Below are 19,487 nucleotides of genomic sequence, written 5' to 3' on the forward strand. Positions count from 1 at the left end.
GGACGAGAACTAGCTAAGAGAGTAGCTCAGAGCTGACTCCCAACTCATCCCGCCAATCAATCCAATCGTTTTCATGATCAACATTTACCGATATTACCACATCAATATTATCCAGACGCCGCTTCAATCACCATCACCCGGTCATTCTGTTGTAAACCATTTGCCCCTCTCACTACCACATCGTCGCCCGCTTTAAGGTTGCCCCTGATGGATACACTGTGATCATCACCGGATAAAATCTCAACGGGCACAGAAGACACCCGACTGCTTTCTTCTTTGTCATCCACCACTTTATAGACCTTGTAGCCAGCCTCATCCATAACCACCGCATCCCTCGGAACGCGCAAAGCGTTGGCCGGCTCACTCAAAGGAACGGCAACCTTGACTGGAGTGCCCGGCAACCATGACTCCCCTTGCGGTTGCAGGCGTACCTCCATCAGCCGGGAGCGTGAATCGGCACTGCCAGCGCGGCGAGCCAGGGAAGAAAATAACACCCTCTCACCATTGCTGACCTGCAAAGAGGCCCCGGCAGATAAAAAAGAGACCAGCTGAATCGGCACCTGTAACTGCACCTCTACTTCACTGGTGTTTACCAGTTCAATCAAAGCCTCACCTTCTGACACATATTCTCCCGGCGCCACCATTCGCTGATTCACGACTCCATTAAAAGGCGCTTTGATTTCAGACTTTTGCAATCTGTCGTTAATTTTTCGGCTATTGACTTTGGCCAACCGCCAGGCCAGTTCGGCAAGGTTAAACTGATGTTGCGCTTCATCAAGCTCGGTTCGTGAAACGCTTTTTTTGCGATGCAGGGCTGCCAGCCTATCCAGCTCTTTCTTCAGATAATCAAGCTGCTGTTCTGCTTTCTGCATTTCCAGCTGCCTTGTCTGCCACTCAAGCTGCAACTGGGCATCATCAATTTTTGCCAGCAGATCACCCGCTTTCAGTGGTGCCCCGAATTCAGCCAGCCACTCAATTCGACCATTGACCTCTGAACTGATCATCGCGTTTTTTTTACTGATCACTGAACCATTGAGCCAGCTGACCGGGGCCGAATGATCGGCTTCAACAACCGAAGTAGAAACAGCGCTGGCAGCCTGTGAGACGGTTGCTACCGACAATAAAATCAGGGCAGCGACGCCGGTCATAAGTCGTTTATAGATCATGATAATTTCCCTTGCTTCGTTTCCCGTTCGGCTCATTCCGTCGCCTGCTCAAGATTGTGTCCTTCTCCCATCCGTAGCAGTGCCGGCAACAGGATAAGGGTGAAAAGCGTGCTGATGGTCATACCACCAATAATGACTGCCGCCAGCCCCCGGTAGATTTCGCTGCCGGTTGCGGGGCTTAGCAACAGGGGGAACATGCCAAAAATACTGGTCAGTGTGGTCATAAAAATAGGGCGCATCCGGGTCAGCAATGCCTGTTCCACGGCAGCCAGACGATGCAGGCCTGCCGCTTCACCGGTGCGGGCCTGGTGCACCAGCAAAATGGCGTTATTGACCACCAGACCCAGTAAAATAACAAACCCGATCATAGTCAACAGGTCCACCGGCTGGGCAGCCACACCATTGAGCCAGTGTACGGCCAGCAAGCCACCCACGGTGGCCAGGGGCAATGTCAGAATAACCAGCAGGGCATCCCGGAAAGAACGGAATAATCCCCACAGTAAAATTGTCAGAATCAACAGGGCAAACAGGAAAATGCCCAGCAGGTTGCCAAGGGCCTGCTTCAGGCTGTCGGCATTACCGGAAATCTTCAATTGAGCGCCCGGCGGCAACCATTGGGTCACTTGGGGAATCACCTTTTCCTCGATGACCAGCAAGGTTTCCTCCAAGGTCATGCCGTCAGCCGGTGAGATGGATAAGGTCAGTGTCCGGCGCTGATCAACACGGCGAATGCTTTCAGGTCCCAGCCGGGGTTCCACTGACATCAGTTCGCCCAGTGGCACCACAAAACCGCCGGGGGTCATCAGCGGGGTCATCTCCAGCACCTGGGGCGAACGGATTTCACCACCCCGCATAATGATATTGAGACTCTCCTGACCGTCGAAATATTCTCCCAGCTGAACCCCTTCCCCCAGGCTCTGGACAATAGACGGCAAACTGCCACGATACCAACCCACTTCGGATAAACGACGATCATCAGGAATCAAACGCAACTCCGGTGCGGTAAATTCCAGCCCCGGGGATGGGTATACCTGCGCACCGGGCAATTGTTCAGCAATAAGATCCATGGTCTGGCTTGCCACCTGGTACAGGGCTGTCTCTTGATCACAAATAGCTACCTTGTTCTATCATAGGACTTACGCATTGATGACACCGATAAATTTTGGTAGGAGGTGATCCTTCCCCTTTGCAAAACTCTCAATGAAAGCGCCTATTGTCTCTTTAAACAGCCCCCGTTGGTGCTGATAAATATTCGTAAACTCCTGCTCTATCTGCATTTTCTGGAGATAAACAAAAGCTAAAATTGCAGCAAATATATGGTTTCTGACGGGTCGTTCGCTGCGAACCTGAAAGTGCTCAATATGGCAAACCTGCTTGATCGCCCTGTGAAACTGTTCGATCTGCCAGTGCTGGTCATGGATCTGCTTGAAGTCATTGCGTTCAAAAGGGACTTCCTCTGGCAAGTAAACCACGTAGTGGCGACGCTGGTCTTTTAGCATCGTCCTGAACAACCGGATCTTACCGAAGTCTTTGAGCCATACATCCAGACCATTGTCGGGGATGTCGAGGTGTTGAACCTGCTGCCATTTACCTTTTTCCAGTGATACTGTCCTGTTTTTCTCAACGGCAAACATAAACCCAGTCTGATGGTTTTTAATCGTCTTCAGGTTAGTCGTGCAGCTGTACCAGGAGTCACCGGTAACGAACGCTGGCTTCAGCCCCCATACCAGCACTTCAATCAACATTTCACGGAAGTAGTCGTTTTTTGTCTTGTCTTCCGATTTGTCGTATATCCTGTAATTCACCGGCATATGGCGCCCGGATACGTCGGTGTAATAAAGGGTGATGAGGTTAACTCCCTTAACCACTCGGTGATGTTTACCCGACCAAAAGTGGCCAACCAGTGCCACGGAGTAGCTATAAGGTTTGTCGAGCACGCTGTCATCAACGCTCAGGGTGCCGCCAATAGGGTTTAAACTTTTGACTGCTTCATCGTACATATCTTTGGGCTGATAGTTTTCACGCTTAAGAAAGCGGTTTGCGCTATCGTGAGAAAAGTCGGTAACCTCGGCCAGTCTTGTGCATGTTGATGATTTTGGCTCACTAATCAAAAAGCCAATGTATTTTGCAAGAGTGCATCGTGCAGTGGTCGGTCGAGTGGTAGTTCTCACTTTCATCCCTGAAGACATCTGTTTTTTGGCATTATCAAATTTTAGAGCCTGTTGTCAATGCGTAAGTCCTATATCATTTCTCACTGATAAAACAGGTCATGCTTCCACTTTCTCCTAAACCATGGTCAGAACTAACTTTTGGATGTGCTGATTTGGGCGATACTCGACGTACAAAACGACTTGTCAAAGTTGCTGCCGAGCTTTCAGCTCATACCGGTAATTCTTTGTCATCTTCATGCGAAGGTTATACCGCACTGGTAACTGGAGCTTACCGGCTGATTGAGAATGAGGCCGTAAAGCCTGAAGCAATAGCTGAGGCAGGCTTTCAGGCAACTGCCAAAATAGCGAGACAGTCTCGCCTACTTCTGGCTCTCGAAGATACAACAACCCTGGGTTATAAACATGCTGTCAGATCCGAGCTTGGTGATCTTGGAGGTCCTGAAGGCTCTAAAACCAGAGGATTCCACGTCCACTCTGTCTTCTTGGTTGATGCGGATACAGAGCGAAGCATTGGGCTTATTGATCAAGAACGATGGGTTAGAGAGGACGTTCAGCGGGGGAAAAAGAACCAACGTCGTCAGCTACCTTACGAGGGAAAGGAAAGCTTTAAGTGGCAAAGAGCCTCTGAAAACACAGAACAAAGGATGGGGGGTAAAATGCCTGACATCATCAGTGTTTGCGACCGGGAGGCGGATATATACGAATATATGCACTACAAACTGGATAACCGACAGCGGTTTGTTGTAAGAGCTACACAAAACAGAATCCTGGTGGATGGCGAACTCTTATTATTTGATTCCTTAGCTCAGACTGAAGTGTTGGGGAAATATACGATAGTGGTTCCTCAAAAAGGAGGTAGAAAGAAGCGAAAGGCAACGCTGCAGGTCAAAAGAAAGAAGATGACAATACAGGCGCCGCAAAGGCCAGGCGGCAGGCCGGAACCGGTAACTATGAATATTGTGTCGGCTGAAGAGATTGGCAATGACTCCGAAGACCGTTTGCACTGGGTACTATTGACAACTGAAGATATTGAAACATTCGAAGACTGTCGCTCTATCATTCGATTTTACGAGCTCCGATGGCGAATAGAAGAGTTCCATAAGGCTTGGAAATCGGGAGCAGGAGTAGAAAGGCTTCGTCTGCAATCTCCGGATAACATTGAACGACTTGCGGTCATATTAATGTTTGTCGCTGTCAGACTAATGCAAATCCGTGAAGCATTAATGTTACCGAATGACAGGCAGCACAAAGACAGAAAGCTTTGGAGTGAAAAAACACTCGCGAATGAGGTGGTCAGTGATGATGAATGGCAGGTTCTCTGGCTAACCTATGAAAAAAAAGCGTTGCCCGATAAGCCGCCAACAGTCACTTGGCTGCTTCAAACGATTGCTCGGCTTGGTGGTTGGGGTGATTCAAAGCATACAGGGCAGCCCGGCTGGTTAGTGGTATGGGAAGGCTGGGCGAAATTGCAGGATCGGGTAAAAACCTGGCAGATAGCCCGGCAGTTCAGCGCTGGAGAGATGTGATCAAGAGTCAGGGTACAGGGCTGGCAGATCTTCCGACTGTAGGTCAAGATTTACCCCGTTATCGTTACCAAAGCGTCCGAACAGATTGCCCTGCCGGGCAAAAGCGGTGGTATCGGGAATATCACTGACAATCTGCTCCCGGACCAGACGCTCCAGCATCTTGACCTGAGACTGGTCTTGCGCCCTGACGCCCATCGAAGCACCGCCAGGCCAGAGGATAAAGTAATAATTCTTTAACTTGGGCTCCTGTTCGCCACCCATATAGGGCTGAAGGCGATCAATAAGAAGCGGTACCACTTCCTCCTTAACCGACGCCACACTGGTGCCCGGGGAAAAATTAAACCATACGTCAATGGCATCCCGTTTCACTTCCGGCAGGTAATCCATCTTCGGTACCGCTACGCGGGTAAGTACCACCGGTAACCCCATCAACAGGACAATAACTATCAGACGACGGCGATTGTTGCCGGTAAGCCAGAGTATTTTACCGGTCAGCCACTGCCAGAGTTTACGGTAGTGATCGGTAAACTGATGTTCCGGTAACCATCGTGCGGCGGCAGTGGGCAGCACCGTCATGGCGATCACCAGGGATACAGCGACAGAAACGGCAATGGTCAGTGCCAGGTCAGCAAACAGTTGCCCTTCCACATCGTTCAGCAACATCACCGGGAGGAAAATGGCAATGGTGGTCAATGTTGAGGCCAGCAACGCACTCCATACCCGTGATGATGCCACTTCCGCCGCTTTGGCTTTATCGGTTTCCCCCCGTTCCCGTTGCCGGACAATACTTTCCAGCATAACGATGGCCGCATCCAGCACCATGCCCACAGAAAAAGCCAGCCCGGCCAGGGAAATAATATTGAGGGTACGACCACTGATAAACAACAGTGACAGAGTCATCATCAGGCTGACCGGGATAGCCATGGCAATCATCAGCGTTGCCCGCCAGCGCCGCAGGAAACACCACAACACGGCGATTGCCAGCAAAATACCAAATAACAGGTTAGTGCCCACCATATTCAGGGCGCGCTGAATAAATACCGAGGCATCAAAGGATTGCACCATCAACACACCTTCCTTTTGCAGCACCGTCTCATTCAGAATGTTGACTTCCTTTTTGATGGCCAGCAGTGCTTCCAGGGCATTGGCCCCGGACTCTTTAAACACCTGCATGCCAATGGCAGGATTGCCATTTTGTACCCTGAGCGTGCGCTCCTTGCCCCGGCTGATGGACACCTCTGCCAGATCCCGCAGATAAACCGGGCGACCGTCCCGCCATGCCACCACCAGGTTGCCAAGCTGGTCGATTTCATACTTACCCGCCAACCGCAGCTTATATTCCCGGCGGCCAATATTGAGCGTGCCACCGGACACATCAAATCCCGAGGCAACCCGTGCCGCCAGCTCAGGAATCGTAACGCCCAACTCAGCAGCACGCCATGGGTCAAACACCACATCAAGCTGTCGCTCACCTTCCCCCCGGACGGCGACCCCGGCAACACCGGGAATACGCTCAAGTACCGGTTTTACCCGGGTATCAATCAATCCCTGGTATTCCCTGATATTCCGGTTATTACCGGGCATCTGTTGCAGGAAAAACCAGGTCAGGCTGTCATTGGTGCCACTTTTCTCAACAAAAGGCCCCCGGATATTGTCCGGTAAGCCGGATACCCGGTTCAGTCGATTAATGACTTCCAGCAGGGTCTCCTGCATATCGGTGTTCATGGCAAACTCAAGGTCGATTTCGACCCGGCCATTACCGGAATCACTCTCCATCCCCTTCAACCCGGGCAAACCTTTCAGTGCCGGTTCCAGTGGATCGGTAATTTCCGACTCCATTTCCTCAGGGGCTGCCGCCCGCCAGAACACCTCCACAGAAAGGTGTGGCCGGTCAATATCCGGAAACAGCTGAACCGGTAGCTGTCGTATACTAAGGGCACCAAATAAAAAGACCAGGGCGACAGCAATAGCCACCACCGCCGGGTTGTGAATTGAGAAACGGGTTAAATTCATAAAATTTTACAGTCGGTATCAATATGCCGGTCTTCCGGACTACTGTAGATATGGGAGATATGGGAGTTATCCCATACCGGGATGGTGTTATCAGTTTCAATAGATGCGGTCATTGTTATTCCTGGATTAAATCAGTTTTGCCATTAAAAATTCAGTCACGAAATCTCCATTGACCAGCAGGGAGTCTTTCTTTATTCCTTCTTTTGCAAATCCCGACTTTTCATAAAGTTTGATCCCTGCTGTATTGTGCTCCATTACTGTCAGTAAGGCAGTTTCTGCATCCAGCATCTTATAAAGAGACAACAGGTTCCGGGCATTCCCTGCCACTGCCGGCCTGATCGAAATCATTACTGATGCTCCCCTGCTGTGATCTGAACATATCCAGGTACAGGCCTGGCTCCTGAATCAGTGACCGGTGCGTACCCCGCTGCACAATCCGCCCTTGATCCATTACCAGGATTACGTCGGCATCTTCAACCGTGGCCAGACGATGGGCAATGGCCAGCGTGGCAGCAACTCGGTTAATGACACCAGGATAAGGCAGACAAAACAGGCCAGATAACGCAACCAGTGTTGTTTAAAAAACCATCCCAGGCTCAGAAATATGCTCATTTTTTTTGTATTTATAATTGCGTGATAAAAAAGCCCCCTCCCCCCGGTTAAACCGTATGGCAGTAGAGAAGGGGGCTATCCTTTTCAGGATTCCATCAAACCAGTGCAAGGCTGTCGCAAAACTCTCCGAACTCGTTCCCATGCTCCGGAGGTTGTCGCAAAACCCTCCGGACACCTCGTTCCCACGCTCCGCGTGGGAATGCATACCGATCCTGCTACAAATACCATACTCGCATGGAGCCCCCGAAAACCCTACCAGGCAGTGGCTCTTTCTCATGCTGACAGATCCGTATGCATTCCCACGCGGAGCGTGGGAACGAGGGTTTTGCGACACCCTCGAAAGAGGGTGTCGCAAAAGGCCTTAAATGCCCGTTTATGCCACCACCGTCATTGCCGCGAAGGCGAGAATCCATTGCGAGCCCTGGCCCCTGCATTCGCGAGGATCACGGTCGGGACGATTTTTCCCTTTTGCAACAACCTCCTTAGCGAGGACAACGGTTGTATGGCTATCAGCACTTAGCTGCACTAGCCGTTATTCAGATCCTGCTGAAGAAAACCAATCCACGAGTTGGCCTGCCCACGGCTGCTTTTGATGGCAGCCGCTTTTTGCATATATTCCAGTGATTGCCGGGAGTCGCCCAGCTGGTAGTGCGCCATACCGGTAAGAAACAGCAACTCACCCTGCTGCTTTTCTGTTATGCCCTCGAATGGGCTGCTTACCAGCCTGAGCAGTTCCTGGTAACGCTCTGAACGCGCCAGCATTCTTGCCAGCTTTAACTGCAGATCAGGGTCCTGTTGCAGGCCCAGGGCCTGGTTAAAAGCGTCAATGGCCCTGTCATTCTCCCGGGCATGGGACCAGAAGTTCGCCAGCTTTTTATAATTGTCGAAACTGCCCGCAACAATTCCTTGCTCCATACCGTCTGAATAAACAACACCGGCCTGATAAGGTACCTGTTGATAGGTCAGGAAGTTGGCCAGCCGTGTGTACTCCGTTTCCTTATCAAACAGGCCATTACGATAGGCGGCCCGCAATGCAGCCAACGCCTCGGCATCCCGCTTGATGGACATATTCATGCCCGACAGCTGCAACCAGTACTGCTTCTTCTGCGGCGCCATGGTCACCAGGATTTCCAGCACATCAATGGCTTGCGGAATTTCCTTAAGCTCATAATGGGCTGCCAGCAACAGGGTATACCAGGATTCCGGTGGCGCATCCGAAGCCGCAATCGCCTGCTTCGCCGGGTCTACCACATTTTTCCAGTCCTGCATCCGGGAATAACCGTTGGCCAGCATAATCCAGGCACTGGCAGGCACTTCAACCTTGTCGTCCAGGTTGGACATCCAGGTTTTCAGCTGCCTGATCCCTTCCCGGAACTCACCCTCCATCATCAACAATTGCGCCAGATTATAGCGCACCTGCTGGGCAGCCGGTTTATGCAGAGCGTCATCTGCCAATGCTGCCTTAAAGTAGCGGGTGGCGTCCTGGTATTTTTCCTGGTTGGCAAAGACCACACCAAGCATCTGATTGACCGCTGCTTTGTCATACTTACTGTTTTTTACCTTGGCAAGTACATGCTCGAGACTCGCGCGGGCAGCCGCCAGATCATCGTCTGCCATCTGCTCCTGAGCCTTAAGAATGTATTTATAGGTAATCTGTCGCAGCTCCGGAGCTTTGTCCGGAGCCGCCAATGCCAGCGGAGCAGAGCTAATGCCCGCCAGCAGAACAGAGACCAGTGCCGTCTTTTTTATTCTGTTCATGGCTTACTCCACGCCCTAATTCAGGACAAATTCATATTCCTGCTGCTGGGTTCTGGCAATGGCAACACCATCCTCCATGGCCGGCTTGAATTTCCACTTTATCGCAGCCTTTTTAATGGCCTTGCCAAACCCTTTACCCCGGGGTTTCTCCTTAACGATTTTCACATCCATTACACGACCATCTGTATTTACCGTATACTGGAAAACCACCGAGCCACCCACACCGCTCTGCAGGGCTTTTCTTGGATACATCGGGCTGAACTTATTCAATGGCACCGGCCCGCCACTGGCAGATACACCACTGGATGCATACATGCCCGCACCATCGCCCACGGCCAGATCCAGGTCCACATCCATCTGTGGCACTTCCATCTTCACCTGCTCAATCACCGGTTTATCCACCTGCTGGGAGATTTTCATCTCCGGCGGTGGCGGTGGCCGTTTAGGCTGGGGCCTGGGGATTTCCCGCTTTTTCTCTTTCACCGTTTCCGGACGCTGCATACGAATAAATTCGCTAATCCGGTTATCATCAGCCTGCACCAGTTCATGGCGATTATTGTTCACCAGGGCGTTCATAATGGCGAACAACCCCAGTGCCACCGCAAAACCCAGGCCGAGCGCTGCCAAATACCGCATAAGCACCTCTCTTACCAGGTTTCAGGGCTCTCTGGCCGACACGGAGATACTGTAAACACCCGCCAGCCTGACCTGATCCATCACTTCAACGACAATGCCAGACTTGGACTCTTTATCCGCCTGAATCACCACCGCGCCTTCGGGGTTTTCTGCCTTCAGTCGCTCGACATTGGCACGAACCGCCCCCACCTCAACACGGCGCTTGTCAATCCAGACCGCGCCGGTATCGCTGACGGCAATCATAATATTGCCTTTCTTGACCACCTGGGCGGAGTTGGCTGTCGGCCGGTTCACATCAATTCCGGCTTCCTTAATAAACGACGTAGTTACTATAAAGAAGATCAGCATGATAAACACGATGTCCAGCATCGGGGTCATATCTATGTCGGCATCTTCCTGGGCGCCGTTGCTATAGCGTCTTCTCATTGTTCCTTCCTCCCACCCTGCCGGTACAACAGACGACAGGGAATGAGATAATTTTATTCGGTGTCCGATAAACTCAATGCTGCATTGAGTCAGCCACTTTATGGGTTACCCGGTCCGCCCGCTTTTCCAGCAGTGCGCTGAAGTAAAGTCCGGACAGCGCCGCCACCATGCCCGCCATGGTGGGAATGGTCGCCTTGGAGATACCGGAGGCCATGGCCCTGGGGCTACCGGTCCCGGTTACCGCCAGCACATCAAATACCTGCACCATGCCTACTACCGTTCCCAGTAAGCCCAATAGAGGGCAGAGGGCAATTAATGTTTTGATCATGGGCAGGTTGCGCTTCACATCCAGCGATACCTCCGAAATCATCGCAATGCGGATATGCCGGGCTCGGCTGGATAACTTATCCGGGCGATCCTGCCATTGGCCAATAGTGCTTTTCACCAGCTTTGGGCACTCAAGAAAAAAGGTAACTGTTCAGCACCCCCACATAAATCTGGAATTTTCTGATTTTTATACCATCCTCTTAAGCACCATTTTTCCACAATATTCGCCAGCATGATTCCAGAACTACCCGCAACTATGTCGGCTGAGATTCTCTTGAAAGAGAATGCAGAGCTGCGGATGAGAGTTGCCTGTCTGGAAGAGCGATGTCGAGAATTGGAAGAAAAGGTTGGCAAGAACAGTCAAAACAGCAGCAAGCCGCCATCGTCTGATGGTTATCAAAAACCTTGTAAAAACAGTAATTCTCCAGATCATTCTGACGACCTTTCCGCAGATAAAGGTACCGATCCATCGGATGAAAAACCCAATCCTAAAAGTCTGAGACAGTCTTCTGGTAATAAAGCCGGTGGAAAGAAAGGGCATCAGGGCACTTGTCTTAAACAGGTCGATATCCCTGACTATATTGAGTACCTTCCGGTTAAAGAATGCAATAAATGTCAGGCGTCTCTTCTTGATAGTGAGCCGGTCAAATATATTGAACGACAGGTGTTTGAACCAGGGAGACCGGGTGAATTTGAAGTAACGGCCCATAGAGCTGAAGTAAAAATCTGCACTTGTGGTTGTCGGAATCAGGCTGAATTCCCGGAAGGTGTTACCGCTGCCGCACAATATGGCTCAGCCACACAGGCTATGGCCGTCTATCTTAACCAATACCATTTCCTGCCTTTTAAGCGCGTGTCAGAGTATTTTAATACTCTCTATAAAATGAGTGTAAGTGCAGGCACTGTCGCCAATTTTGTGGCCAGAACCTATGAAAATCTGGCTTCTACTGAAGAGGTTATTCGTGACGCCTTGCGGGAATCGTCTGTTGCCGGAGCCGATGAAACGGGTATGCGGGCCGAGGGCTCTTTGCACTGGCTACACGTTATGCGGGATGAACAATGGACGCTCTACTACTTGTCTGAAAAGCGAGGTCGTGAGGCCATGGACACGATGGGCATACTGCTAACATTTGCAGGCGTTCTGGTTCATGATCATTGGAAATCCTATTTTGCATATGCGGCAACTCACGTACTTTGCAATGCCCATCACCTGAGGGAGCTTTTGGGTGTTGTTGATAGGGACAGCAATCAACTGGCGTTGCGATTGATGAAGCTACTGAGGCTTTCCTGGCATTACTGCAAGGGCTTTAAGACCATAGGTATGCTACAGATGCCAAGTGTTGTCTGTGAACGAATCGAGAAGATTTATGACCGGTTGCTTCAGCGGGCTCTAATGAAAGAAGTCGTCTATATGGAGAAGCAACGAGAGGAGCTTAAGCGCAAGAAAGTCAAGAATACTAAAGCTTACAATCTCTTCAAACGACTCACTGAGTTCAAGGCTGAGACACTGCGCTTCATGTCAGATTTTACCATTCCCTTCGATAACAATGGCAGTGAGCGGGATGTTCGAATGGCCAAGTTAAAGCAGAAAATCTCAGGCTGCTTCAGGAGTGCAGACGGTGGTTCTATGTTTGCACGGATTCGCAGCTATTTGTCGTCTGCCAGAAAACAGGGAATGGACATATATCAATCACTTCATAGAGCTGTTCGGAATTACTGTAATATGCCTTTGCTCAGTGCTGAATAGTTACGAAAAAAGAACAGATAACGCTCAATCACCAGCACCCAGAGCAGCAGGGTGAGGACAAACAGCATCATCAGCACATCGCCACCCATGCCCAGAAAGCGGCGAATGGATTCCAGCTCTTCCAGTAACGAGAGCATAAGGTCTCTCCTTACGCAGGCTGCGCTGTTGCAGCGGAATCTGTGGTTAAGGTGGCGCGGGTGTTACGGGCACCGGTATTCAGATCCTGCTCCTGATGACGGGCAATAAAACCGGCACTCTGCTCTTCCAGCACCTGAATCAAACGACGGCTCTTGCTGTTGACAATGCTGTGGGCAAACAGGGTTGGAATGGCCACAACCAGACCCAGCATGGTGGTCACCAATGCCTCGGAAATACCATTGGCCATCAGCTTGGGATCACCGGTACCAAACAGCGTGATAGCCTGGAAGGTGGCGATCATACCGACTACGGTACCCAGCAGACCCAACAGTGGTGCTACCGAAGCAATCAGTTTGATGGAACCTACGCCACGCTCAATAGAGGGCGCTGAACGCATAATGATTTCATCCAGCTTAAGTTCCAGGGTTTCCAGGTCGGCATCCCGGTTATCCTGGTAAGCCTGCATAATCTCACCCAGGGGATTACCCTTGATAACCTGTTCGGTTTTCTGCTGCTTGCGCACACCGGCACCAATGCGGACCAGGTTCAGATAGCAGGCCAGGGCGATCAGTACACCCAGGGCACCCAGGCCAAGAATCACATAACCGACCACACCACCCTGGTCAATCCGCTCGGAAATACTGGGGCTTTGCACCAGCAGGGAGAGAATCTGGCCTCTTGACGGGTCTACATAAAACGGGGTGTAGCCATCCTGGGACTGTTCCAGCTCAGCGACCGCAGACAGCACCGAGGATTCCGGTTGCCGGGAAAGCTCCTGGAACTTGCCCACTGCCGGGGAGTAAGTCAGATACTTACCGTCGGAAATTGCGTTGAAGCTGCCCACACGGATAATATTTTTTTGCGCTTCATCACCTTCGCCATAGACAACAGTGGCCGGCATTTCAACCACACGACCGGTTTCCACCATTTCCCGGAGAATCTCATGCCAGAACTGCTCAAGCTTGCCGGTGGTTGGTAGCTTTTTGCTCTCGGCCATCTCCGTCATAAAGGCGGTGCGCTCCGGGAACTGGGCGGTAACCATGGAGGCTGCGAAAATGCCTTTATTATCACCGGCAAACTGACGTACGACACCGAACAGTTCCTTCAATTCGCCGGAGCGAAGATCCAGGGTGTTCTGGGTCTCTTTCAAGGTTTTTTCATTGCTATCGGACTGCTTTAACAGCTGGTCGCTACGCCGCTCCTGGGCTTTCAGCTCAGCCCTGGCTTCGGCCAGCAGACGCTGCCGGGCATTTTTATCTTCCAGGAAACGGGCTTCCCGGGCACGGTTTTCCCGGCTTTCAGTAATGCTGTCTGCCTTGATCTTATTCAGCAGGTCCTGCAGGGCTGCAGTGCCTTCATTGGCACTGGCAGAAAAGGCCATGCCCAGACCCAGGGAAAACAGCAGCGGCTTAACGGCTGATTTAATGGCGTACTTCATTATGCATCCTCCGCAGCGCGAACCGGCAGTTTGATCAGATTATGGGGTGCCTGTTTGCGGGCAATTTTCAGGCCCTGGTTAACACCGGCACGATAATTCTCCGGGAGTACTTCCCAGCTGCGGGTATCACTGTTCCACTGACCAGTCTCTGCGCCGTCCAGTGACTGATAGAGCAGCGCCAGGCGACCGATACGGAGGAAGTTATAGGTGCGGGTCTGGTCGCCCTCACCCAGGCTGGCCTCATAGGCCTCAATGGTACGACCAAAGTCGTTTTCGATCTGATAGGCTTCGAGGATTTTGCGGTATTTCTCGGAAGTGGTAACGTTCGGGCTGTCCATGGTGGCGCGCAGACGGGCGACACGCTCCTGACGCTCTTTCAGCTGAAAGGGCACATCCAGCTCGATAAACTGCTCAAGGCTATCCACCATTTTGAGCATCAATGGCGTGATTTCGATATTGGTCTGGTCCAGGGTTTCGATCTGGGCCTGCATGGATTCAATTTCCGTCTGCTGGGCATTGACCACCCGTTGCAGTTGACCGTTATAGACAGTCAGGGCTTCTACCTGACGGATAACGCTTTTGTACTCTCCCAGCAGCTCCTGCGTCTGATCAGACAGGTTATTGACCTTTGCCTGGGAGCGCTGGGAGGCTTTATCGGTCTTCTGTTGTGTCGTTAATGCACTGCTCAACGGGTCCTGAGCGAAGGCATTGGGAATCATTATTGAGGCGGACAACGCTGTGCTGAGTGCCAGCGTACTGCACAGGCTCTTCACCTTGTGGGTTTTGTTTTTCTTGTACATGGACTGCCATTTCCCATGATGTTGTTGTTATTTATTTTCCTGTGGGAAGCGTTTAGCTTCCCACAGGAAAATATGAGCGAGAGTGTTGGCGTCCTTGCCGTGTCGGGGAATCCATTTCGGGTTCAGGTATGCATTCCCACGCGGAGCGTGGGAACGAGGTCAGAATTTGTAACTGGCCTCAAGGTAGTATGCCCTACCTACTGGATTATCATAAGTTTCCGCGTAATATGGCGAGAAGTCATCCAGAGGGTCAGCTGGCGGTGTCTTATCAAACAGGTTGGTAATACCCATACCAACCACCACCTGCTCATTAACACGATACTTAGCCGACAGATTGAATGTAGTCATACTACTCACTTTGGTTTCATAACCAGCCGACTCTGCTGCTTCACAGTCAGTAAAGTAATAATCATTAGCAAACTCTGTGCAATAAGAGTCGCGGTACTTCACAAAGAGATTCGAAGACAGCTTGTCATACTCCCAACCCAAATTAACCGATGCCTGAATTCCCGGCTCATGGTCTGTGACATCTTTCATTGGATCAGTATCAGATGTTTGAGTTTCACGTTTAATTAAAGGCTCTTTTCCAATTCCAGACTGCTATGTAACCAGCAAGTTGACTAAGGGCTGAAGAAGACTTTTGCCTCTTCGGCCAATATTATGCAAAAACTCAAAAAAGCCAAGGTAAAGGGGTAAAGCCTCTTGGGATATTCCCCTGTGAGGCCTTAGCCACGAGCGTAGAAGTGACCAAAACCCCTCCATAGTATTAACATGCACCTCGTAAATACCGTCTTTGTCATCATCACGAGCATACTCACCTTTGCCGTGACAGACCGTTTTATGTCTGAAGCCCCAGCTTTCAAGGTCATCATAGATGTTGTATTCATCGGTATAAATCTGGCTCTGTGGGGCTACGTGTTTCTTGATAAATGGTTCGATTGTCGCCTTCTTAACGTTCGACAGCATGTTGATAATGACCTGACCTCCCCTTTGAATCATTCCCAATACCGGCGGTTTGTCTTTTTCAAGAGTCCCACGGCCCGGAGCGCCTTTAAGCCTTCTTTTTCTCGGTGGACGATCCAGATTTTTTTAATGCTTCAGGGTGTCCCTTGTGACCAGCTACAATGTAGACCTCGTCGAATTCAACTTCGCCATCAAGAATCACTTCAGGCTTTCGGTCAACAACACCATTTCGTAAGACTGTGGTCATATGGTGTGCATCACTGACACACAGATCAAGTTCCTGAGCTATCTGGCTGTTGGAGACGTTCAGCCCCATTAAATAGAGACAGGCAATCCAGACTTTGAGTGGTCGGTGGTGTCCTGCGAAAACCGTATTTGTCAGGTCATCGAAGTAGCGCTTACAGGACTTACAGTAATAGTGCTGGCACTCTACCTGCACATTGTCGTGTCCATTCTTTTTGACATTCTCAGAATCACAGTGCGGACAGAGAACAGTGCCATCTGGCCAGCGGTTCTCACGGATCATCTCAAAGCAGGTGTCATTACTGATGAGATCTGAGATTCGGCCTATATTCATGGTCAATGCTGGCGATGGCTAATTATATCCACCAAGGATAGTTCAGCAGTTCGGAATTCGAAAAGAGCCTAATTAAATAGGTAGTGGCAAACTCTGTTGAGAACAAACCAAAACTTGTTTCAGGGAACTGGTACCGAACACTGAGGTCAATTCCTTCAACATTTTCACCCGCTTGATTGACAGGACCATAGATCACTTTATCAATGGTACCATCACCTTTACGGATTACCTGGGTACCTGCATAGCGGCTCGGATCAGCAATAATGCGCCCCAGATCAGGCGTAACAACCAGATCAGTCAACTTAACTTTGTACCAATCAGCCGTTACCGTCAGATCATCCATAGCCTCCCAAACAAGACCGAAGGAGTAGTTTGTCCCTTTTTCTTCCTCAAGTTCCTTATTCGCACCGACTTCAGTATCAAAATATTGAGTACCGCAAGCCTCCGCTATCTCAGCGGGCGTACCACCAGAAGATTTCGTTGCTTCACAGTAGGTAGGATCAGAAGAGCTGTTAAAGCCTTTCCTGATTACCACCGACCCTACGTCGTGAGCCAGCTGCTATAATAAACGTCGATAGTCATGTGTTTTGGAGGTAAAACTGATGTGTAAAAACACCATTCAGTTCCAAAAAGGCCTTGGCATTATGCAATTTCTGGCTAATTACGGCAGTGAAGAGCAGTGTGAGAACGCGCTGTCCTCTTGGCGCTGGCCAGATGGCTTCCAATGCCCGAAGTGTGGCTCCCGCAGTTTCTGCAAGCTTCACCGGAAAGCTGAATTCCAGTGCAATTGCTGCCGTTGCCAAACCTCGCTTACCAGTAACACTATCTTTGACTCAACAAAGCTGCCTCTAGCTACCTGGTTTCTGGGTATCTATCTCGTCACCCAGAATAAAGCGGGGGTAACTGTTCAGCACCCCCACATAAATCTGGAATTTTCTGATTTTTATACCATCCTCTTAAGCACCATTTTTCCACAATATTCGCCAGCATGATTCCAGAACTACCCGCAACTATGTCGGCTGAGATTCTCTTGAAAGAGAATGCAGAGCTGCGGATGAGAGTTGCCTGTCTGGAAGAGCGATGTCGAGAATTGGAAGAAAAGGTTGGCAAGAACAGTCAAAACAGCAGCAAGCCGCCATCGTCTGATGGTTATCAAAAACCTTGTAAAAACAGTAATTCTCCAGATCATTCTGACGACCTTTCCGCAGATAAAGATACCGATCCATCGGATGAAAAACCCAATCCTAAAAGTCTGAGACAGTCTTCTGGTAATAAAGCCGGTGGAAAGAAAGGGCATCAGGGCACTTGTCTTAAACAGGTCGATATCCCTGACTATATTGAGTACCTTCCGGTTAAAGAATGCAATAAATGTCAGGCGTCTCTTCTTGATAGTGAGCCGGTCAAATATATTGAACGACAGGTGTTTGAACCAGGGAGACCGGGTGAATTTGAAGTAACGGCCCATAGAGCTGAAGTAAAAATCTGCACTTGTGGTTGTCGGAATCAGGCTGAATTCCCGGAAGGTGTTACCGCTGCCGCACAATATGGCTCAGCCACACAGGCTATGGCCGTCTATCTTAACCAATACCATTTCCTGCCTTTTAAGCGCGTGTCAGAGTATTTTAATACTCTCTATAAAATGAGTGTAAGTGCAGGCACTGTCGCCAATTTTGTGGCCAGAACCTATGAAAATCTGGCTTCTACTGAAGAGGTTATTCGTGACGCCTTGCGGGAATCGTCTGTTGCCGGAGCCGATGAAACGAGTATGCGGGCCGAGGGCTCTTTGCACTGGCTACACGTTATGCGGGATGAACAATGGACGCTCTACTACTTGTCTGAAAAGCGAGGTCGTGAGGCCATGGACACGATGGGCATACTGCTAACATTTGCAGGCGTTCTGGTTCATGATCATTGGAAATCCTATTTTGCATATGCGGCAACTCACGTACTTTGCAATGCCCATCACCTGAGGGAGCTTTTGGGTGTTGTTGATAGGGACAGCAATCAACTGGCGTTGCGATTGATGAAGCTACTGAGGCTTTCCTGGCATTACTGCAAGGGCTTTAAGACCATAGGTATGCTACAGATGCCAAGTGTTGTCTGTGAACGAATCGAGAAGATTTATGACCGGTTGCTTCAGCGGGCTCTAATGAAAGAAGTCGTCTATATGGAGAAGCAACGAGAGGAGCTTAAGCGCAAGAAAGTCAAGAATACTAAAGCTTACAATCTCTTCAAACGACTCACTGAGTTCAAGGCTGAGACACTGCGCTTCATGTCAGATTTTACCATTCCCTTCGATAACAATGGCAGTGAGCGGGATGTTCGAATGGCCAAGTTAAAGCAGAAAATCTCAGGCTGCTTCAGGAGTGCAGACGGTGGTTCTATGTTTGCACGGATTCGCAGCTATTTGTCGTCTGCCAGAAAACAGGGAATGGACATATATCAATCACTTCATAGAGCTGTTCGGAATTACTGTAATATGCCTTTGCTCAGTGCTGAATAGTTACAAGCGGGGATTTCTTGCCTGACGCTTCATCGACAACTTGGCATTTCCTACAATGCCGCATTGCGCATGAAACACAAACTCATGCAGGTCATGATGGAAAGAGATAACAGCTGGCAGTTGAGTGGTTTTGTTCAGATTGATGACGCCTATTGGGGCGGAGAGCGCCACGGAGGCCGCCGGGGCAGAGGCTCAGAGAACAAAGCCCCCTTCGTGGCCGCAGTTCAGACAGATGCTGATAACCACCCTATCTACATGAAGTTCAATGCCGTTGATAACTTCCGGCGAAAAACCATTCAGGAGTGGGCAGAACATGCCCTGAAAAAGGGTGTCCGGGCCGTCAGCGATGGCTTGTCCTGTTTCCGGGGTATTGAAGATGCCGGATGCCAGCACACAGCCATCATTACCGGTGGTGGGCATGCATCCATGGAGAATGAGTTGTTCACCTGGGTAAATACCATGCTGGGAAACGTGAAAACAGCGATTACCGGTACTTACCATAAGCTCGACCCCAAGCATCTGGGCCGTTATCTATCAGAGTTCAACTATCGGTTTAACCGGCGTTTTGATATGCCTTCAATGATCTCAAGGCTAGGTCGGGCTGCAGTCAATACAGCACCGATGCCGGATCGACTTCTCAAACTGCCAGACGTCCAGTGGAAACCGGGTTAGCCATCAACCGATAA

Annotated in this window: 21 protein-coding genes and 1 pseudogene; 5 read left to right on the forward strand and 17 right to left on the reverse strand. The window is 50.3% G+C overall.

Annotation, left to right across the window (positions count from 1 at the left end):
- Nucleotides 1–107: 107 nt before the first annotated feature.
- From MJO57_RS21575 to MJO57_RS21585, 3 genes are read right to left on the reverse strand one after another with little or no spacing between them, the layout of a single operon-like run.
- Nucleotides 108–1,202, reverse strand: coding sequence for an efflux RND transporter periplasmic adaptor subunit (locus MJO57_RS21575; RefSeq protein ID WP_252018644.1), 1,095 nt, complete (start codon nt 1,200–1,202; stop codon nt 108–110).
- Nucleotides 1,199–2,278, reverse strand: a complete 1,080-nt coding sequence (locus MJO57_RS21580) for an efflux RND transporter permease subunit (RefSeq protein ID WP_371924897.1) — start codon at nt 2,276–2,278, stop codon at nt 1,199–1,201. The genes MJO57_RS21575 and MJO57_RS21580 overlap by 4 nt, the downstream gene beginning before the upstream one ends.
- Nucleotides 2,279–2,302: 24 nt before the next feature.
- A complete protein-coding gene (locus tag MJO57_RS21585) occupies nt 2,303–3,337 on the reverse strand; it encodes a transposase (RefSeq protein ID WP_252026884.1) in 1,035 nt (344 codons plus the stop codon).
- Between the two features lie 98 nt (nt 3,338–3,435).
- On the opposite strand from MJO57_RS21585, the gene MJO57_RS21590 reads away from it, so the two are divergent.
- Nucleotides 3,436–4,863, forward strand: coding sequence for an IS4 family transposase (locus MJO57_RS21590; protein WP_252017676.1), 1,428 nt, complete (start codon nt 3,436–3,438; stop codon nt 4,861–4,863).
- Here MJO57_RS21590 and MJO57_RS21595 read toward each other — a convergent pair whose 3' ends face one another.
- The 7 genes from MJO57_RS21595 to MJO57_RS21625 form a co-directional block, all read right to left on the reverse strand.
- Nucleotides 4,864–6,876, reverse strand: a complete 2,013-nt coding sequence (locus MJO57_RS21595) for an efflux RND transporter permease subunit (RefSeq protein WP_252018648.1) — start codon at nt 6,874–6,876, stop codon at nt 4,864–4,866.
- A gap of 126 nt (nt 6,877–7,002) precedes the next feature.
- The gene (locus MJO57_RS21600; protein ID WP_252018650.1) at nt 7,003–7,164 is read right to left on the reverse strand and encodes a GNAT family N-acetyltransferase; all 162 of its coding nucleotides are present in this window, start codon (nt 7,162–7,164) and stop codon (nt 7,003–7,005) included.
- 1 nt (nt 7,165) lies between these two features.
- Nucleotides 7,166–7,327 (reverse strand): hypothetical protein, encoded by a 162-nt coding sequence (locus MJO57_RS21605; RefSeq protein ID WP_252018652.1) that lies wholly within the window; start codon nt 7,325–7,327, stop codon nt 7,166–7,168.
- Nucleotides 7,328–8,013: 686 nt separating this feature from the next.
- The gene (locus tag MJO57_RS21610) at nt 8,014–9,246 is read right to left on the reverse strand and encodes a tetratricopeptide repeat protein (protein WP_252018654.1); all 1,233 of its coding nucleotides are present in this window, start codon (nt 9,244–9,246) and stop codon (nt 8,014–8,016) included.
- Nucleotides 9,247–9,261: 15 nt separating this feature from the next.
- Nucleotides 9,262–9,873, reverse strand: a complete 612-nt coding sequence (locus tag MJO57_RS21615; RefSeq protein ID WP_252018656.1) for an energy transducer TonB — start codon at nt 9,871–9,873, stop codon at nt 9,262–9,264.
- A gap of 30 nt (nt 9,874–9,903) precedes the next feature.
- A complete protein-coding gene (locus MJO57_RS21620; RefSeq protein WP_252018658.1) occupies nt 9,904–10,308 on the reverse strand; it encodes a biopolymer transporter ExbD in 405 nt (134 codons plus the stop codon).
- Nucleotides 10,309–10,381: 73 nt separating this feature from the next.
- Nucleotides 10,382–10,753, reverse strand: coding sequence for a MotA/TolQ/ExbB proton channel family protein (locus tag MJO57_RS21625; RefSeq protein ID WP_252018659.1), 372 nt, complete (start codon nt 10,751–10,753; stop codon nt 10,382–10,384).
- 114 nt (nt 10,754–10,867) lie between these two features.
- Here MJO57_RS21625 and MJO57_RS21630 point away from each other — a divergent pair, with 114 nt between their 5' ends.
- Nucleotides 10,868–12,382 carry an IS66 family transposase gene (locus MJO57_RS21630; RefSeq protein ID WP_252017330.1) on the forward strand — a complete coding sequence of 505 codons (1,515 nt, stop codon included), beginning with the start codon at nt 10,868–10,870 and terminating at the stop codon, nt 12,380–12,382.
- Here the strand turns inward: MJO57_RS21630 and MJO57_RS21635 are convergent.
- From MJO57_RS21635 to MJO57_RS21665, 7 genes are all read right to left on the reverse strand, one after another.
- Nucleotides 12,349–12,519 carry a hypothetical protein gene (locus MJO57_RS21635; RefSeq protein ID WP_252018661.1) on the reverse strand — a complete coding sequence of 57 codons (171 nt, stop codon included), beginning with the start codon at nt 12,517–12,519 and terminating at the stop codon, nt 12,349–12,351. The genes MJO57_RS21630 and MJO57_RS21635 overlap by 34 nt on opposite strands.
- 11 nt (nt 12,520–12,530) lie before the next feature.
- Nucleotides 12,531–13,958 carry a MotA/TolQ/ExbB proton channel family protein gene (locus tag MJO57_RS21640; RefSeq protein WP_252018663.1) on the reverse strand — a complete coding sequence of 476 codons (1,428 nt, stop codon included), beginning with the start codon at nt 13,956–13,958 and terminating at the stop codon, nt 12,531–12,533.
- Nucleotides 13,958–14,758: a DUF3450 domain-containing protein gene (locus tag MJO57_RS21645; protein WP_252018664.1), complete on the reverse strand. Its 801-nt coding sequence runs from the start codon at nt 14,756–14,758 to the stop codon at nt 13,958–13,960. Before MJO57_RS21645 ends, MJO57_RS21640 begins: the two co-directional genes overlap by 1 nt.
- Nucleotides 14,759–14,917: 159 nt before the next feature.
- The gene (locus MJO57_RS21650) at nt 14,918–15,295 is read right to left on the reverse strand and encodes a TonB-dependent receptor (RefSeq protein ID WP_252018666.1); all 378 of its coding nucleotides are present in this window, start codon (nt 15,293–15,295) and stop codon (nt 14,918–14,920) included.
- Nucleotides 15,296–15,358: 63 nt separating this feature from the next.
- Nucleotides 15,359–15,841 (reverse strand): IS1595 family transposase, encoded by a 483-nt coding sequence (locus MJO57_RS21655; RefSeq protein WP_252026893.1) that lies wholly within the window; start codon nt 15,839–15,841, stop codon nt 15,359–15,361.
- The gene (locus MJO57_RS21660) at nt 15,810–16,298 is read right to left on the reverse strand and encodes a transposase (RefSeq protein WP_252018121.1); all 489 of its coding nucleotides are present in this window, start codon (nt 16,296–16,298) and stop codon (nt 15,810–15,812) included. Before MJO57_RS21660 ends, MJO57_RS21655 begins: the two co-directional genes overlap by 32 nt.
- Nucleotides 16,299–16,320: 22 nt before the next feature.
- A complete protein-coding gene (locus tag MJO57_RS21665) occupies nt 16,321–16,833 on the reverse strand; it encodes a TonB-dependent receptor domain-containing protein (protein ID WP_252018668.1) in 513 nt (170 codons plus the stop codon).
- A gap of 67 nt (nt 16,834–16,900) precedes the next feature.
- Between MJO57_RS21665 and MJO57_RS21670 the strand changes: the two are divergent.
- From MJO57_RS21670 to MJO57_RS21680, 3 genes and pseudogenes are all read left to right on the forward strand, one after another.
- Nucleotides 16,901–17,203 (forward strand): annotated as a pseudogene (locus tag MJO57_RS21670) (transposase); the annotation flags it as partial.
- 83 nt (nt 17,204–17,286) lie between these two features.
- Nucleotides 17,287–18,801 (forward strand): IS66 family transposase, encoded by a 1,515-nt coding sequence (locus MJO57_RS21675; protein WP_252018670.1) that lies wholly within the window; start codon nt 17,287–17,289, stop codon nt 18,799–18,801.
- A gap of 12 nt (nt 18,802–18,813) precedes the next feature.
- The gene (locus tag MJO57_RS21680; protein WP_252026952.1) at nt 18,814–19,473 is read left to right on the forward strand and encodes an IS1595 family transposase; all 660 of its coding nucleotides are present in this window, start codon (nt 18,814–18,816) and stop codon (nt 19,471–19,473) included.
- Nucleotides 19,474–19,487 lie beyond the last annotated feature (14 nt).

This window comes from Endozoicomonas sp. SCSIO W0465, assembly GCF_023716865.1.
Classification (GTDB): Bacteria; Pseudomonadota; Gammaproteobacteria; order Pseudomonadales; family Endozoicomonadaceae; genus Endozoicomonas.